This window comes from Telluria sp. ZB4P34, from assembly GCF_059686055.1.
Map to the genome: position 1 here is coordinate 75,691 of NZ_JCASIF010000002.1, position 15,521 is coordinate 91,211.

Sequence of the window (15,521 nt, forward strand, 5' to 3'; positions counted from 1 at the left end):
TGCTCCTTACCGCTTGATGGGGACGGGAGCGTTCACGGCGGCGTCCTGCTCCCTGGCCTGCGCTTGCAGCGGGTTGCTGTCGTAGCCGCTGAGTTCGAATGGCTGTGCCGTCGCGTCTGCCGCCGGACCGCTGGCGCCGCTGGCGCTGGCGGCCGGGGTCGCCTCGCTGGCCGCCGCCGGCGCCGCTTCATGGGCTGGCGCCGGCGCCGCATCCGCGGTCGCCGCACCTGCCGGAGCCGGGGTGCCGGCAGGGGTATCGACAGGTGCGGCGACCGCGGCGCCGGCGTCCGTGCTCACAGTGGCGGCGGTCGCTGCCGGCTGCCCGCCACCCCCGTCGACGTCGCCGCCGCAGGCGCCCAGGAGGACGGCGAGGCTACAGCACAGGAGAACTTTAGTGCGGAGACCGGCTGCAAAAGCGTTGAATTGTGTCATGAAATTTCCATGCCTCATCAAGTGAATGTAACCCTTTGAGCTGTGGAAACTTCCTAAGTTCAACTTATTTCGAAAAAGATTTTCTGGGAGTATTAATAATTCAAGCTGAGTTTCTTTTCGGAAATCAAACACTTGCATGAGCTAGATCGAAAAGCAGGACGCAACCAAAGCTTCGCCTGAAGGGTCTTAAAGAATGGATATCAACTTAAAGGCGGTGTTAAATGGGCGAGTACATGCAAGTGCGGGCCATGCTGCAAGAAGGCGAGGCCTATGCCGGACTAATCCTGGGCAAGGATGACGAATCCGATTACCACCTGGTCTTGCTGCCTGACGAAGCCGTCGACGTCAGCTGGCCTACGGCCGCCGACTGGGCGCGCGCGCGCGGCGGCGAGTTGCCGACGCGGCGCGAACTGGCGCTGTTGTTTGCGAACCAGCGCGAAGGCTTCGAACGCAACTGGTACTGGTCGAGCGAGCCGCACGAAACGCGCACCCAGCTTGTATGGGGGCAGAATTTTGCGAGCGGCATCCAGACCATCTACGGGCGCCCCTACCGCGGGCATGCGCGGGCGGTCCGGCGCATTGCCGTGCCCTGAAGGCTGGCGCCGCCAGGCTGTGGCAGGTAGCCCCTATCCTGCGGCCGTCGGCTTGCGGCCGTCAGCTTGCTGCCGGCAACCTGCGGCCGGCAACCTGCGGCCGCCAGCCTGCGGCTGCCGCACTTGCGGAGGAAGGGCCGGCGGCCGCCCCGTGCGGAGCGGGGCGGCCGCGTCGATCAAGGCTGGGGAACGTTCGCGCGGCCGATCGGCTGCTCGATGTTCGCCAGGAACCAGCTGGTGGCCGCCATCACCGCCACGTGGCGGCGCAGGTGGTCGGGGTCGACCTTGTCGAGCGTATCGGCCGGGGTATGGTGATAGTCGAAATAGCTGGACGTGTCGATCAGCGGCGCGAAGCTTGGCACGCCCGTGCGTTCCAGGAACGACAGGTCGCCGGTCAGCAGCGCGTCTTCGCGCCGGAAGATGCCGGCGCCGATGGGTTGCAGCGCCGCCTGCAGCGGCGCGAACAGCTTGCTCGAGGTCGCCGGCACGCTGGCGCGCAGGCCGAACGGACGGCCGGCGCCGTTGTCGCTCTCGATGGCGCCAATGTGCTTTTCGGTATTGGCCTGCTCGGCGGCCGCGTAGCCGCGCGCACCGCGCATCCCGTTCTCTTCGTTCATCCAGGCGATCATGCGGATGGTGCGCCGCGGGCGGTAGTCGAGCTTCTTCAGCGTGTCGAGCACGGCCATCGCACTGGCGACGCCGGCGGCATCGTCATGCGCGCCGGGCGACAAGTCCCAGGAATCCAGGTGCCCCGACACGATCACGATCTCGTCGGGCTTGTCCGTGCCCGGCAGGTCGGCAATCACGTTGTAGCTGTCGGCGTCCGGCAGGGTCTTCGGCGTGAGCACCAGCTTCATGCTGAGCGGGCCGCGCTTGGCCAGGCGGCCCATCAGCATGGCGTCTTCGGCCGTCACGGCCGCGGCCGGGATGCGCGCCTTGTCCTGCAGGGCGGTCGAGCCGGTATGCGGCAGGCGGTAATTGGCGCCGCCCACCGAGCGCACCAGCGCCGCCACGGCGCCCAGTTCGGCGGCCATCGGCGGACCGCTGCGGCGGAAGGCCGACGCCTGGCCATAGGCCTGGCCGGCCAGGCCGCGGTCGGCCTGGTGCTGGTCGAAGACCGCATCGAACAGGACGATCTTGCCCTTCGCTTCGGCGCTGCGGGCCTTGAGTTCGTCGAAGCTCCTGACCACCATCACGGGGGCGGTGAGGCCGCCCGCCGGTGTCGCGCCGGAACCGCCGAGCGCCGTCAGCACGACGCGCTGGGTGATGCCCTGCGGACGGCCGGTGTACTCGACCAGTTCGCCGGTTTCCACCCCACGGACCCAGTGCGGCACCTTCACCGGCTGCAGGGTCACCCTGGCGCCGAGCTTGCGCATGGCTTCCGCCACCTGGGTCACGGCCGCAGCCGCACCCGGCGAGCCCGACAGGCGCGGGCCGACCAGGTCGGTCATGTCGGCCAGGCGCTCCCAGGCGTAATCGCTCTGCATGGCCGTGTCGCGGATCTTCGCGAGCGCGGCCGGGTCGTTGCCGGGACTGGCCGCCAGCACGGGGCCGGCCAGCAGCACGCCGGCGAGCACGGAAAGGATGGGGAGACTGCGGCGATTGCGGGCCATGCTGCGGTTCATGCGTCGAATCCTTGTTCAGTTCACGGAATGTCAACGATAGCGCATTCGCAAGCTTTTTGCTGTGAAATATCGGCGGTTTGACGCCGCCTCTCACCCCGGCACCAGGCGCACCAGCGTGATTTCCGACGGCGCCCCGAAGCGCTTGGGCGGCCCCCAGTAGCCGGTGCCGCGGCTGATGTACACCCACATGTCGCGCACCCGGTGCAGGCCGGCCACGAAGGGCTGCTGCAAGGGCACGAACAGGTTCCAGGGGAAGAACTGGCCACCGTGCGTGTGTCCCGACAGCTGCAGGTGGAAGCCCGCCTCCGCCGCCGCGGGCGCGCTGCGCGGCTGGTGCGCCAGCAGGATGCGCACGTCGGCCGCGTCCCTGGCCGCGCCGGCGGCCGCGCGCGGGTCGCTCCTGTGCGCCGGGTGGAAATGGTGGGCCGTGTAGTCGGCCACGCCGGCAATCATGACGGTGGCCCCGTCGCGGCGCCGCAGCACGTGCTGGTTGAGCAGCACCGTCACGCCGAGGCGGCGCACCTCGGCAATCCACTCTTCCGCACCCGAATAATATTCATGGTTGCCGGTTACGAAGAACACCCCGTCCGGCGCCTTCAGGCGCGCCAGCGGCTGGGTATGCGGGCTCAGCCGGTGCACGCTGCCGTCCACCAGGTCGCCCGTGATGGCGATCGCATCCGCGCCCAGCTTGTTGACCCGGTTGACAATGGCGTTCAGGTAAGCGCGCTTGATGGTCGGGCCCACATGGATGTCCGACACCTGGGCGATCGCATAGCCGTGCAATCCCGGCGGCAGGTTCGCGATCGGCACTTCGATCCGCACCACCCGGGCCAGCCGGCGCGCATTGACGAAGCCGAGCGCCGTCACCGCCAGTGCCAGCAACGGCACGACGACGGCGCTGTCATGAATAAGATTCGCACTCAGCATGCCGGCCAGGCGCAGCGCCAGCAGCACCAGGTCGCGCGCCAGCGTCGTCACCAGCAGCGAGGAAAAGAAGCCCATCGACAGCAGCCCCAGCCAGGCAACGCTCTCCGGCCAGCGGCGCCGGCGCAGCGAGGCCGACATCAGGCCGACCGGCACCAGCACGCTCAAGAGGACCAGCACCAGCACCCCGGCTACGTTGAACAGCGTCCCTAGCGCCATGCCCGGCAACAGGCGCAGGCCGATATACACCTGCAGCAGGACCAGCAGCGAAAGAATGGTGGCGAAAGATCGGTTCACGGGGGCCTTGGGGCGGAAAACAGTAACAATTGTTAGATGGGGCAGGCTGCCCCCTCTGCAAGTGCTGCGCCCGATGTGTCCCTGCATGTCCGTTTGTAAGAATCTGTATTAACGAATGGCAGCATTGGCGCGCAGGTCTATAGTGCTTCCATGCCTGGCGACGTTCGATCATCCTGATCTCCGCAGAGGCCAAAAGGAAAAGCCATGTTGAAATCTACAATTGTTGGTGCGGTGGTCCTGGCCGCGGTTGCCGTCTCCCCAGCGGCAATGGCAGACGACCGTGGTGTGAATACTGCGATCGGCGCCGTGGTCGGCGCGGCGATCGGCCACAGCGCCGGCGGCTCGAGCGGCGCCCTGGTGGGCGGCGTGCTGGGCGCGGCAGTGGGCAATTCGATCTCGCGCCACGACGACCGTCGCTACTACGATAACCGCCGCTACGACAACCGCGGGTACGGGTACGCCTATGCCCAGCCCCGTCCGGTGTACGTACAGCCGCGTCCGGTTTACGTGCAGCCGCGCCCGGTGTATGTCCAGCCGCGCCCGGTCTATGTCGAACGCCGCGACTATGACCGCCACGACCGCCGCGACTGGGACCGTCACGACCGTCATGACCGCCGCGACTGGGACCGCGGTGACCGCTGGGATCGCCACGGCCGCTGATCGCCCGTCACTCGAGAAGAAGCCGCGCACTGCGCGGCTTTCTTCATCGTGGGCGCCGGTCAGCCATGGGGCCTGACCTGGAGGCCGCAGGCGGCGGGTCCACGCCGCTCACGCGGATTTCAGCTATTTCTCTTTCTTCTGCCCGCACATCGCCGAGTCGGCAGCGGCTATGGCGGCGTCCACGTCGCCGTCGATCTCGAGGAAGGAAGGCCCACCGCAAACTTGATTGCTGGCGCGCATCTAACTGGCCCAGTTCTGCCCGCGCCGCCGCGATGCGCGGCTCCATGCTGTCGGGGCGCATGCCCGGAGCGATGACGATGAACTCGTCGCCCGCGTAACGAATCAGGGTGTCGTCCGGCCGGATACTGGCGCGCAGGATCCCGGCGAAGCGTTTCACGCAATCGTCTCCCATCTGGTGTCCGAAACGGTCGTTGATCTCCTTGAAATCGTTCAGGTAGAAAAACAGGATCGACGCACCCTGCGGACGCGCGGCGCACAGAGCCGGCGTCATGGTGCGGCGGTTGGCCGGCCCGGCTTGCTGGCCTGGTCCTGGATTCCCTGCGTGACGGTCTTGAATACAACTCTCGCGCAGGCTGATGCTCCACTTTCCGCGCCCCTCCGCTTGGCTTTCCCGAAGGCGCACCGCGCCCATCGTGGAGGCAGGCATGGTCCAGCAAGGCACAATCGTTTCCCTGGCGCGCGGCCAGTACCGGCTGCGCGCGCTGCTCGGCGGCTCGGCCTACGGCGTGGTGTGGCGCGCCGACGCACCCGGGGGCAGTGTGGCCCTCAAACTGGTCAACACCGTTCAGATGGCGCGCGCGCCGGCCGGGCTGCGCCACTACTGGATCGACAGCGCCCGCGCCGAGCAAGGCTTCCTGGCGCAACTGGCCCCGTGGGATGCGCGCCACATCGTGCGCCTGCTGGACAGCGGTAGCCACGAAGGCCTGCCGGCGATGGCGCTGGAACTTCTCGATGGCGACCTGGCCAGCCACCTGGCCGCCGAACGCGCGGCCGGCCGCCAGCCCGGTCCGCTGCAGGCGCTCGACTGGGTTGCCCAGGTCAACCAGGCCCTCGCCAAGCTGCATGCGGCGGGCCTGCGCTACCTCGACCTGAAGCCGGGCAACCTGCTCGTCGACCGCCGCAGCGGCGGCCTGAAGCTGGCCGACTTCGGCACCAGCCGGGCCATCGCCGACACCGCCCATCCCTATGCCGGCACCGCCAGTTGGCAGGCGCCGGAACAATTCTTCCCACAAGATCGCGGCCTGTACCTGACCGATCCGCGCAGCGACTATTTTGCGCTCGGCGCCCTGTTCTACTGGCTGGTGTGCGGGCGCATGCTGCGCCATGGCCTGGCTTGCGGCCAGGCGTTCGCCGCCCATGGCCGCGACGGCGCCCTGGTCTTGCGCCGCGAGCATGGCCGCTTGCCCCCAACCCTGCATCCGGATGAAGAAGCCGCCTTCGCGCAGGCCTTCGGCGCCGCCGGGACGCAGGCCGCTGTCCTGCTGCGCAGCCTGCTGGCCCCTGATCCGGCAGGGCGCCCCGGGCATGCGCTGGAGATCAGCCGCCCCCTGTGCGCCGTGCGCGCCGCCATGCTGCGTCCGGTGACCCCGGCATTCCGGAGGGCCGCGTGACGCCGCCGATCAAGCCTTTCGTCACGGCGCGCCTGGCCTGGGCCGCGCTGGCCCTGGGCGTCGTCTGCACCCTGCACCTGCTCGCCCTGCTGCTGGCGCCGCCGCGCTACCTGCCGGCGGCGCTCAGCCTGCGCCTGCAGCCGGGCGGCTCGGCCGTGCTCGGAGGCGCCGAGCTGGCGGCGCCGCGCGCCGCGGCCCGGCAATTCGCGCTGCGGCGCGACGCGGCAGGACACTGGTGGCTGCGCAACGCCAGCCCCGCGCAATCCGCCGTGCTGCTGCGCGGGGACGCGCGCCAGCACACCGGGAAGCTCGCACTCGCCACCGGGCAGCGCCTGCAGGTCGGCGCCGCCATGTTCGAGGTAGAGGCGGCGGGCGACGGGCGCGTGCTGCTGCGCGACGGCGCCCATGCGTGGGGATACGACGGCGCGCTGCTGCGGCGCGACGGCGAGGTGCAGCAGGCCTGCCCCGATGCCGGACTGGGGGCGCGCCTGGCCGGGCTGTGGAACCGGATCGCGCCGCGCGCCCTCGCCTTCCGTCGTCCCTTGTCCTTCGGCGGGCACCTGGTTTGCGGGAACCGCATCGCCGCGCCCGGCGTCGACACCGGCAAGGTCTCCCTGGGGCGCGGGCCTGGCGGCGCGATCGCCTTGTCCGTGCAGGGATCGCAGCCGGTCCTGGTGCAGGAGGCCGGCCGCTGGTTCGACGCCGCCCGGCGCGAACACGCGCTCGCCGGCGTCGATGCGATCGCCGTCGGGCGCACCCGCCTCGACCTGTCCTTCGACGGCGCCACCCTGCGCCTGCGGCCCTCCGGCCAGGTTGCCCTGTTCGCGCAGGCCAGGGCCGATTTGCCGCCCTCGCTGGACTGGACCTGGACCGGGCGCTCGCTGTGGCGCCTGCCGCGGCCATCGACCGCAGCGTGGGTCGCCGCCCTGGCCGCCTTCCTGCTGGCCGCGGCCGCGGGACTGCGCCTGTCCGGCTTCGTGCGCGGGGCCGGCGCCCTTGGGGCGACGCTCGCCTCCGCGGCCCTGCCCGCGGCCGCCTTGCTGCTGCTGGTGATGCAGCGTAGCGGCAGCGCTCCCGGCGCCGGCTGGTTCCTGCTGCTGGCCTGGGCCGCGCTCTGGCAGGCCTTGCTGTGGCCGCGGCGCCTGCCGCTGCTCGGCGTATCGGCCGTGCTGCTGCTCGGCACCGGCCTGCTGGTGCAGCTGGAACTGGGCCTGGGCGCGCGCGACACGGCCTGGCTGCGCCACGTCGAGACCAGCTGCGCCCTGCTGGCGTTCGGGCTGCCGGCCGGCCTGCTGCTGTGCGGCGGCCTGGCCCGCGGCGCGCTGTCGCGTTCCGCCACCGAATGGCTGCTGGTCGCGCTGGCGCTGGCCGCACTGGCCGGCCTGCTGCTGCAGGTGACCTTTGGCGACGAGACCGGCGTGTTCGAGGTCCAGCCGGTGGAATTCGCCAAGCTGGCCCTGGCCGCCCTGAGCGCGCATTGCCTGGCGCTGGCGACCGGCGGCGCCAGCGGCCGCAAGGCCTGGCGCGACTGGCTGCGCATGCTGGCGCCGGCGCTCCTGTTCGTGCTGCTGCTGGCGGTGGCGCTGGTGCAGGTGGACGACTATTCTCCGCTCATCCTGCTGCTGGTGTGGGCTGCCGTCACCCTGCTGGCCTGGTGCCTCGCCACCGGACGACGGCGCCAGGCGGCCCTTGGGGGCGCCTTGTGCGGCGCATTGCTGTTTGGGGCCGCGGCCCTGCAGTCGGCCGGCCCCGGCCTGGGCGCCGCCGGCTTCTATGCGGAACGCTTCCAGGTCTGGGCCGACCCCACGGCCCACCCGCACACCGGCCAGCAGATGCTGCTCGGCGCGCGCGCCGTGGCCGAGGGCGGCTGGTGGGGCAGCGACAGCCTGCTGGGCGTCGCTTCGCTCGGCGGCCCGGCCGGCGAGGCGCTGCGCATTCCGGCCGTGCAGGACGACTTCGCCCCATCCTTCCTGATCAACCGGCACGGCCTGGCCGGCGCCCTGCTCCTGTGGACGCTGCAGGCGGCCCTGCTGGCGGCCCTGCTGCATGCGGCCGCGGCGGCCTGGCGCGCCGGCGCCTCTGCCAACGACTTCCGGCGCGCCTGGCTGGGGCGCTTCCAGTGCTTCCTGCTGGCGGGCGGCGCCGCCTTCCTGGGCGGGCACTTCCTGCTGTCCTGGGGCACCAACCTGGCGCTGTTTCCGATCATGGGCCAGCCGATGAGCTTCCTGTCGAGCGGCGGCTCGCACCTGCTGTTTTTCATCTGCCCCCTGCTAGCGTTCGGCATGGCGAGCGTTCAATCTTTCGAGGAGATTCCATCATGCCGGTTTACGTCCAACACGAAGTCCTGGCCAAGGTAGGCGATGTATTCAATGCCGAGGCACTATGGCAGGCGCCCGGCCTGGCGCTGTTTTCCCGCCGCCCGCTGCTGCGCGACCTGCTGGAGCGCTCGCCGCGCGAGCAGCGCGGACGCGCCGCCACCCGCTGCTTTTCGCACGTCACCCTGATGCTGCCCCAGGACGAGGTCGACGACGACCGCCACCTGACGCGCGGCGCGCGCGTGCGCGACCTGGCCCAGTCGCTGGCGGCCCTGCACCAGAAGGATTTCGGCGACCTGCTCGGCGGCGACGAGGTGCGCTATCAGGTGGTCGGCCTTGACGCCATCGCGCCCGGCGAGGTCAAGGTGAAGTTCGGGCATGCCGTCTACCTGCCGGCGCCGGGCGAACAGGTGCTGTATACCGTGACTGCCTCGCGCGACAGCGCCGTCTGGCAGCCGGTATGCGCGGTCTATCCGAACCAGCGCCTGACCCTGGTCGGCCAGGACGAGGCCAACGCCACCTTCGCGGCGCCCGGCTGGCCATTCGGCCCGGATGGCGGGATCCTCCTGATCAACGACGGCCCCGAGGCCGAGCTCGAAGTACAGGTGCGGCCCAAGGATGCCTTCGACTGCCGCTTCGACGCCGTCAATGGCTACTACGTGGTGCGCGGCAAGGACGGCGCCGGCATGGGCGACGGCCAGCGCCTGCTCCTGAAGATCAGCCGGACGGGTACGGCCGGACCTGCGCCGGCGCATGCACATGCGGCCACGATGCCGGGCGCCGCGCCGGCCCGCACACCCTCGGTCTGGAAGCCGCGCGCCCCGGTGGCGGAGGGCGAGATGACCGCCATGCCGCTGGGCGCGGCCAGCCCGCTGCCGTCCCTGGAAGCCGCCGTCGACGCCAACGAAGCCACCTACGCGCCGGTCGCGCGCCACCGCATCACCCTGGCCGCGCTGGCGCTGCCGCGCCTGAGCCGCTACCGCGACACCGGCGCCGCTTCGCTCGAGGTCGGCCTCGGCGCCAGCCTCGCGCCCGGCGCTCCCGGGGAGGACAAGCTGATCCGCTTCGCCGTCGACGACGCCGATGAGGTCCATGCCATCACCGCCGCCGGCCGCCAGCGCGTGAACGTGCCCTCGCGCTTCGCGCCGCTCGACGGGGCCAGCATCCAGCTGCATGCGGCGCCCGGGCCGCTGGCCGAGCGCTATGCGGCCCTGCTGGCGCTGCCGCAAGGACCGTCCGAAGCGGCGCTCGCCGGGAGCAGCCACCTGTTCGGCCGCGGCGTACCGGGACTGGCCGCGCTGCGCGTGCTGGACGGCCCGGCTTTCCTGCGCCAGCTCGACGGCAGCGCGGCTGGCAGCGCCGACCGCCTCGGCCTGTCGCGCACTGCCTTCAGCTGGGAGGCCACGTCCGACGGCCTGCGCGTGGTGCGCCTGGCGGAGAGCCAGGCGCTGTTCCACCTCGACCCGGAACTGCGGCTGGTGGCGCCGCTGGATGCAGCGACGGAAGAGCAGCCCTACCTGATCCCGCCCGGACACCACCTGGTCGCCGGCCACTACGTGCTGCGTTTCGACGCCTGAGGTCCGCATGCCGTCCGCGAGCACGATCGCCATCCTTGCCGCCGGCGCCGTCGGCCTGCTGCTGACCCTGTGCCTGGCGGCGCGGCTGACCCCGCGCGCCTGGTGGCGCCGGCCGAACGCATGCGCGCTCGCGGTGCTGGTGGGCGGGACGGCGCTGCTGGGAGGCGCGCTGCATGCCCTGTTCGCACCCCGGGCCGGACTCCACGCGGCCGTGCCGCCAGCGGCAAGCCATGCGCTCGCCGAGCTGCCGGAGGCGGGCGCGACCTACCGGGTGCGCGACCACCTGAACCTGCGCGACGGCACCGGCACCGGCGCGCGCCGCCTGGCGGTGGTGCCGGCCGGGAGCCGGGTGAGGGCCAGCGGCCTGCGGCGGGGAGACTGGTGGCAGGTCAGCGCCGTGGTGGACGGCCGCCGCCTGGACGGCTGGACCAGCAGCCTGTGGCTGCGCCGGGCCGACGAGCCTTGACGGCCGGGGTCAGGCGTCGTCGAGGGCGGCCAGGCGCATCGGGTTGAAGTACAAGCCCTTGGCGCACTGGGTCGGGCCGACCCGCACGAAGCCGAAGGCCTCGTACACCGGCACCGCGAAGTTCGACGAATTGACCGTGAAGGCGCCGTCGCCGCCGGCCGCGACGGCCGCGTCGCGCGCCGCTTCCCACAGGGCGCGCGCGATGCCGCGCCGGTGCCAGTGCTTGCCGACGAACAGGTGGAACAGGTGGCTGCGGTCGCGCACGGCGACGAAGCCGGCCACCTGGCCGTCGATGAGGGCGACGTGGTAGACATGCCCGCGCGCCAGGAAGCCGCGCACGCCCATCTCGTCGTTTTCGGCGAGGAAGGTCGATGCGCCTTCGGGCGGCGACTCGTGCACGATGTACTCGCGCGCCAGCTCGCGCAGCAAGGCTGCGACGGCGGGAATATCCGTGGCCACCAGCGGTCGGATCAGCATGTCTCTTATGGCAAGGGTGTTTTGGGAACGCCACAATATCATAGAAAACACTTTCCGTACGGCAATTTTATTGACCGTTGGTGTTGGCCAAACCGGCCGCGCCGCCTACACTGTCCGGACCATGCCAGACTCGAGCACGCGCGCCGGCGCCAGCATTCCGCTTTCCCCTGCTTCACCCCGCCGCAAGGTGCCGCTGACCAGGCCGTTACGCCATGCGCGCTACCGCAACATCTGGCTGGCCAACATGGTGTCGAATCTCGGCACCTGGACCCAGACCTTCGCCTCGGCCTGGCTGGTGGCCTCGCTGTCCGGCTCGGCCTCGATCACCTCGCTGGTGCAGACCGCCACCTACGTGCCGATCTTCCTGTTCGCGCTGCTGGCGGGTGTGGTGGCGGACGCCGTGCACCCGCCCAAGTTCCTGTTCTTCTGCAACCTGTACATTGCGCTGTGCGCCGCCACCATGGCGCTGCTGGTCGGCGCCGGCCTGGTGGCCGCGACCCCGGTGCTGGTCCTCACCTTTTGCATCGCGATTGGCACGGCCTTCATCTGGCCTGCCTGGCAGGCCGCCATGTCGCGCCTGGTGGAGCCCGACGAAGTGGAAGCGGCCGCCACCCTCAACAACCTGTCGTACAACCTGTCGGCCATCCTCGGGCCGGCGCTGGGCGGCCTGCTGTTCGACTGGATCGGGCCGAGCGCGCTGTTCCTGGCCAATGCCTTGTCCTTCGCCGGCCTGCTCGGCGTGTACTGGGCCTGGTGGCGGGAACGCGCGCCGCAGCCCGTGGTGCACGAGGGCTTTCGCGAGCGCTTCCTGCTCGGCGTGAGAACCGCTTTCGGCTGCCCGCGCTACCGCCGCATCCTGCGCAACGTCTGCTCGGTGTTCTTCTCGACCATCGCCTTTGCCAGCCTGCTGCCGGTGTTCGTGCGCGACGTGTTACGCATGCAGTCGAGTACCTATGGCACCCTGATGGGCTGCCTGGGCGGCGGGGCCGTCATCGCGGCCTTCTTCCTGCCGCAAGTGCGCTCGCGCGTGGACAAGCACGGCCTGCTGGCCGGCGCGCTGGCGGCCTACGGGCTGATGCTGGTGGCGATGGCGCTCAGCACCTCGCTGCTGCTGCTGGCGCCGCTGATCCTGTGCGGCGGCATGGCCTGGTCGGCCACGGTATCGACCCTGAACGCGGCCGCCCAGCTGTCCTTCCCGGCCGAGGTCCGGGCGCGCACCCTGTCGATCTACCTGTTCGTGATGTCCGGGGGCTATGCGGGGGGCAGCCTGTTCTGGGGCCAGGTGGCGGACCGGTGGGGCGTGCGCGCCGCATTCGGGGCCGCCGGGGCCTGCGTACTGGTCAACGCGCTCGTCCTGCTCGGTGGAAGCCGGAAAAACCCGCTCTAATCGGGGCCTGGACCGGGCTTGTTCAGGTGTAAAGTAGCGGGATCGACATCCCATCCCGCCCCATGCTCCCAGCCCCGTCCGCTCCCCTGTCCGCATTCCAGTTCGCGCCGCACTACGAGGTCGCCGTCGCCAGCCGCCGGGGCAGCGGCCCCGTGCAGCGTTCCGAGAACCAGGACAACTTCGTCGTCATCGACTTCGCCGGACATGCCTGCCACCTGCTCGCTCAGGCGCCGCAGCAGCGCCAGCTGCCGGACTGGCCGGCCGGGCACGGCCGGGTGGCGGTGCTGGACGGCATGGGCGGGCACGGCCACGGACGCGAGGCGGCCGAAGCGGTGGCGGCCGGCCTCCTGCAGCTGCCGCCGTGCCGCACGGCGGCCGAGCTGGGCTGGCGCCTGGACGCCCTGCATGCCGATCTGCAGCGCCAGTTCGCCGTCGGGCCCGGCGGCCGTCCCGGCACCACGCTCACCATGCTGGAGCTGCCGGCAGGTAGTCCGCCCCTGCTCTACCACGTAGGCGATTCGCGCCTGTACGAGATCGGCCCGGCCCTGGCGCAGCCGCTCACGGTCGACCATGTGCCGGCCACGGCCGCCGCCCTGGCGGGGCGCATCGACGAAGCCGCCTGGTGGCGCCGGGTGCACGGCGAGCACACGCCCCAGATCGCCCAGGCCTTCATCCTCGGCAACGCCTTCAGCGACCCGGCCCGGCTGTCCGACCCGCTGTTCGAACTCGATGCGCTGAACCTGCCGTCCTGGCTGCGCCGGCTGCCGGACCGCCGCGTGCTGCCGCTGCGCACGGATGCCGCCTACCTGCTGGCGACCGACGGTTTCTGGTCCTGCGCCGCCCCGGCGCGCTTCGTCGCCGGCTGGCCGGAACTGCTTGCCGACGCCCCCAGCGCGGCGGCGATGGTGGAGCGCCTGTTCGGCGTCCTCGAGGATACCCCGCCCGAGGGACTCCATGCCGACAACCTCACGGCGCTGGTGCTGCGGCCGCTCTCCCGGCAGCCGGAAGCACAGGCCGACGAAACCGCCCTGCCGGACGGCGCCAAGGGTTGAAATATTGCCAACAGAAAATAATGTTGCTAATCAATGAATGGGGCGCGCCGCTGGGCGTCAAAAAAGCGTAAGCTTGCAATGTTGTCGAACCTGACCGAGTCCGTCACCGCGCCATGAATCGCTGCCGCAATCCCGAGCATCCGCACTGCACCGTCTGGGTCATGCCCGGCGACGGCGTGTGCGCGCACGGGCATGCCCAGCACGAGCCCGGCCGGCCGCTGCCTGCGGCGGCGGATGCGACGGCGAATGCGGCAGGGACGGCGGCCCCGACTGCCGTCCCTGCCGCCCCCGCGCTGCCGTCCAGCTTCGACATGATCAGCGCCCTGCGCGCCGGCCGCACCCCGGCCGCCGCCATACCGTTCCCGCCACAGCCGGCCTCGATCAGCCAGCCCTTGCAACGCCCGCAGCTGCACATCAGCGGCTTCGATCCGCGTGCGGCGGGCGGACGCCAGGCCATCAAGCTCGAGTTGCGCGGCATGCCGATGGATTGCGCGGCCGAGCTGCGCATGCTGGTGCGTTCCGGCCTGCGCCTGCGCGACGGCGGAAGCTGCCTGTTCCAGCGCACCTCGCGCGGCGACTGGCGTCCGGTGTTCCTCGAATTCTCCTCGCGCGGCCTGGAACACGGCCAGTACCGCATCGACATCGAACTGCACAGCCGCCATCCGCAGCGCCCGGACGCGGCCCGCACCTGGACCTGCTCGCCGGTGATCCTGGTCCCGCGCCCCGACGCCGGCCTGGGCGAGATCCACCAGACCTTCCTCGCCACCCACAAGAACGTGCGCGTGATGGCCGACGACGCCGGCATCGCGCGCGTGCACGCGCCGGGCGGCGGGCGCCTCGACATCGACGTCACCGCGCGCAATGCCTCGATCGCGCAGATCGACCTGCGCGACGGCGACGGTAACGCAGGCGGCAAGGTCGACCTGGGCTTTTCCACCATTGCCTGGGACGAAGACCTGATCGAAATCGACGTGCCGGCGCAGCAGGCGCCCCATCCCTGCCCGGCCGGCAGCGCCTGCCTGGTCCACGCGGAACCCGATTCGGCCGCGCAGCGCCACCTGCGCCTGTTTGCGCTCGACGAGTGCGTGCTGGGACGATTCGAGAGCTTCGCGCCGGAAGCCGACCTGCTGCTGTGCCACCATGGCGAACATGGCGAGGAACGCGGCGGCCTCACGCGCCGCCTGTCCGGCCGCCACGCCCTTATCCGCCTGGGCCGCCATGGTTTCGAGATCGAAGACGTGTCGCGCTACGGCCTGCTGCTCGACGGCGCATGGCCGGGCAAGCACGCCCCTGTGCCGCTGCGCCTCGGCATGCGCATCGCACTGACGGCCAGCATCCGCGGGGTGGTGGAGCTCGAAGTCACCTCCCTGCTCGCGCACGCGCTGGTCCTGCACCGCGTCGATGCGGGCGCCCGGGCGGAGGCCTTCTGCATCCTGGCGCCGGACATCCATCCGGGCGCCGGCCCTGCCCAGGGCGGCAGCACCCAGCCGCGCGCGGCCGGCCTGCCGCTGCTGTTCCACCGGGACGGTGGCTTCTGGCACCTGGACCCGGTGTCCGGGGCCGAAACGCCGCTGGCGCCGGGCGCGAGCCTGGAGCGCCTGCGCGGCATGGGTGCGCAATTGCGCTTTGCCGCGCGGCCCTATCCTGAACTGGAAACCGGCGCGGACGCGGACGCACGTACCCACGCGGCCCGCGGCGGCGACCTTCGGCGCGCCTTGCCGCCCCTGCCCGCCGCCCGCCTGGACGCCTGAGGCCCGGGAGCCTGCCGCGCGCCCGCGGGCATCGGTGCGTTTCAGGGAAACGGGGTGTAAGCGAAGCCCTTCGTCATGACACCGGTGAGCGCAATCTGGTTTTCTTCGTTACAGCCCATGAGGACCTCGGCGAGGTTTGCCGCCTTCGTATCCAGGACGCCGGTCCGGTAGCCGAGCCCGCCCGGCTCCGGGACCCGGGAAACGCTCTCAGGGAAGCGTTTCGTTCGATGAGCGGGATCGCGCCGGTAAGCTGCCGACAACCCGCTCCTGAACGAGGTCGCGCCGGGAATCCATCGGATAAATAAACCTTTTTGTTTACTTATTAGATGAGCTT

General features: G+C 70.8%; 15 protein-coding genes. 9 read left to right on the top strand and 6 right to left on the bottom strand.

The annotated features are described in order from the left end of the window. Positions 1-6 precede the first annotated feature (6 nt). Positions 7-432 (bottom strand): hypothetical protein, encoded by a 426-nt coding sequence (locus tag AC56KL_RS04825; RefSeq protein WP_497179026.1) that lies wholly within the window; start codon positions 430-432, stop codon positions 7-9. Positions 433-653: 221 nt separating this feature from the next. Here AC56KL_RS04825 and AC56KL_RS04830 point away from each other — a divergent pair, with 221 nt between their 5' ends. Beyond that, complete coding sequence (locus AC56KL_RS04830; protein WP_497179027.1) at positions 654-1,025, top strand: Lcl C-terminal domain-containing protein; 372 nt, start codon at positions 654-656, stop codon at positions 1,023-1,025. 176 nt (positions 1,026-1,201) lie between these two features. Here the strand turns inward: AC56KL_RS04830 and AC56KL_RS04835 are convergent, their stop codons facing one another. Beyond that, complete coding sequence (locus AC56KL_RS04835; RefSeq protein ID WP_497179028.1) at positions 1,202-2,650, bottom strand: M20/M25/M40 family metallo-hydrolase; 1,449 nt, start codon at positions 2,648-2,650, stop codon at positions 1,202-1,204. A 90-nt stretch (positions 2,651-2,740) separates the two neighbouring features. Beyond that, positions 2,741-3,871, bottom strand: coding sequence for a metallophosphoesterase (locus AC56KL_RS04840; RefSeq protein WP_497179029.1), 1,131 nt, complete (start codon positions 3,869-3,871; stop codon positions 2,741-2,743). A gap of 204 nt (positions 3,872-4,075) precedes the next feature. On the opposite strand from AC56KL_RS04840, the gene AC56KL_RS04845 reads away from it, so the two are divergent. Further along, the gene (locus AC56KL_RS04845) at positions 4,076-4,531 is read left to right on the top strand and encodes a glycine zipper domain-containing protein (RefSeq protein ID WP_497179030.1); all 456 of its coding nucleotides are present in this window, start codon (positions 4,076-4,078) and stop codon (positions 4,529-4,531) included. Between the two features lie 43 nt (positions 4,532-4,574). Here the strand turns inward: AC56KL_RS04845 and AC56KL_RS04850 are convergent, their stop codons facing one another. Beyond that, positions 4,575-5,042: a diguanylate cyclase domain-containing protein gene (locus AC56KL_RS04850; protein ID WP_497179031.1), complete on the bottom strand. Its 468-nt coding sequence runs from the start codon at positions 5,040-5,042 to the stop codon at positions 4,575-4,577. A gap of 154 nt (positions 5,043-5,196) precedes the next feature. Here AC56KL_RS04850 and AC56KL_RS04855 point away from each other — a divergent pair, with 154 nt between their 5' ends. The 4 genes from AC56KL_RS04855 to AC56KL_RS04870 are packed head-to-tail and all read left to right on the top strand — an operon-like array spanning position 5,197 to position 10,520. Beyond that, complete coding sequence (locus AC56KL_RS04855) at positions 5,197-6,162, top strand: protein kinase domain-containing protein (protein ID WP_497179032.1); 966 nt, start codon at positions 5,197-5,199, stop codon at positions 6,160-6,162. Continuing rightward, a complete protein-coding gene (locus AC56KL_RS04860; protein WP_497179033.1) occupies positions 6,159-8,519 on the top strand; it encodes an FtsW/RodA/SpoVE family cell cycle protein in 2,361 nt (786 codons plus the stop codon). The genes AC56KL_RS04855 and AC56KL_RS04860 overlap by 4 nt, the downstream gene beginning before the upstream one ends. Then, positions 8,480-10,054 (top strand): hypothetical protein, encoded by a 1,575-nt coding sequence (locus AC56KL_RS04865; RefSeq protein WP_497179034.1) that lies wholly within the window; start codon positions 8,480-8,482, stop codon positions 10,052-10,054. The genes AC56KL_RS04860 and AC56KL_RS04865 overlap by 40 nt, the downstream gene beginning before the upstream one ends. 7 nt (positions 10,055-10,061) lie before the next feature. Continuing rightward, positions 10,062-10,520, top strand: a complete 459-nt coding sequence (locus tag AC56KL_RS04870) for an SH3 domain-containing protein (protein ID WP_497179035.1) — start codon at positions 10,062-10,064, stop codon at positions 10,518-10,520. A gap of 9 nt (positions 10,521-10,529) precedes the next feature. Here AC56KL_RS04870 and AC56KL_RS04875 read toward each other — a convergent pair whose 3' ends face one another. Then, positions 10,530-10,997 carry a GNAT family N-acetyltransferase gene (locus AC56KL_RS04875; protein WP_497179036.1) on the bottom strand — a complete coding sequence of 156 codons (468 nt, stop codon included), beginning with the start codon at positions 10,995-10,997 and terminating at the stop codon, positions 10,530-10,532. Positions 10,998-11,118: 121 nt separating this feature from the next. Between AC56KL_RS04875 and AC56KL_RS04880 the strand changes: the two genes are divergently transcribed. From AC56KL_RS04880 to AC56KL_RS04890, 3 genes are all read left to right on the top strand, one after another. Next, on the top strand, positions 11,119-12,384 hold the full coding sequence (locus AC56KL_RS04880; protein WP_497179037.1) for an MFS transporter: 1,266 nt from the start codon (positions 11,119-11,121) through the stop codon (positions 12,382-12,384). Positions 12,385-12,446: 62 nt separating this feature from the next. Beyond that, positions 12,447-13,436 carry a PP2C family protein-serine/threonine phosphatase gene (locus AC56KL_RS04885; protein ID WP_497179038.1) on the top strand — a complete coding sequence of 330 codons (990 nt, stop codon included), beginning with the start codon at positions 12,447-12,449 and terminating at the stop codon, positions 13,434-13,436. A 113-nt stretch (positions 13,437-13,549) separates the two neighbouring features. Continuing rightward, positions 13,550-15,187, top strand: coding sequence for an FHA domain-containing protein (locus AC56KL_RS04890; RefSeq protein WP_497179039.1), 1,638 nt, complete (start codon positions 13,550-13,552; stop codon positions 15,185-15,187). Positions 15,188-15,228: 41 nt separating this feature from the next. Here AC56KL_RS04890 and AC56KL_RS04895 read toward each other — a convergent pair whose 3' ends face one another. Then, the gene (locus AC56KL_RS04895; protein ID WP_497179040.1) at positions 15,229-15,447 is read right to left on the bottom strand and encodes a hypothetical protein; all 219 of its coding nucleotides are present in this window, start codon (positions 15,445-15,447) and stop codon (positions 15,229-15,231) included. Between the last annotated feature and the right edge of the window lie 74 nt (positions 15,448-15,521).

Bases quoted from the DNA above. Each gene is read 5' to 3' on its own strand.
- AC56KL_RS04825 (WP_497179026.1), bottom strand. From the start codon at position 432: ATGACACAATTCAACGCTTTTGCAGCCGGTCTCCGCACTAAAGTTCTC.
- AC56KL_RS04830 (WP_497179027.1), top strand. From the start codon at position 654: ATGGGCGAGTACATGCAAGTGCGGGCCATGCTGCAAGAAGGCGAGGCC.
- AC56KL_RS04835 (WP_497179028.1), bottom strand. From the start codon at position 2,650: ATGAACCGCAGCATGGCCCGCAATCGCCGCAGTCTCCCCATCCTTTCC.
- AC56KL_RS04845 (WP_497179030.1), top strand. From the start codon at position 4,076: ATGTTGAAATCTACAATTGTTGGTGCGGTGGTCCTGGCCGCGGTTGCC.
- AC56KL_RS04850 (WP_497179031.1), bottom strand. From the start codon at position 5,042: ATGACGCCGGCTCTGTGCGCCGCGCGTCCGCAGGGTGCGTCGATCCTG.
- AC56KL_RS04855 (WP_497179032.1), top strand. From the start codon at position 5,197: ATGGTCCAGCAAGGCACAATCGTTTCCCTGGCGCGCGGCCAGTACCGG.
- AC56KL_RS04865 (WP_497179034.1), top strand. From the start codon at position 8,480: ATGCCGGTTTACGTCCAACACGAAGTCCTGGCCAAGGTAGGCGATGTA.
- AC56KL_RS04870 (WP_497179035.1), top strand. From the start codon at position 10,062: ATGCCGTCCGCGAGCACGATCGCCATCCTTGCCGCCGGCGCCGTCGGC.
- AC56KL_RS04875 (WP_497179036.1), bottom strand. From the start codon at position 10,997: ATGCTGATCCGACCGCTGGTGGCCACGGATATTCCCGCCGTCGCAGCC.
- AC56KL_RS04880 (WP_497179037.1), top strand. From the start codon at position 11,119: ATGCCAGACTCGAGCACGCGCGCCGGCGCCAGCATTCCGCTTTCCCCT.
- AC56KL_RS04885 (WP_497179038.1), top strand. From the start codon at position 12,447: ATGCTCCCAGCCCCGTCCGCTCCCCTGTCCGCATTCCAGTTCGCGCCG.
- AC56KL_RS04890 (WP_497179039.1), top strand. From the start codon at position 13,550: ATGAATCGCTGCCGCAATCCCGAGCATCCGCACTGCACCGTCTGGGTC.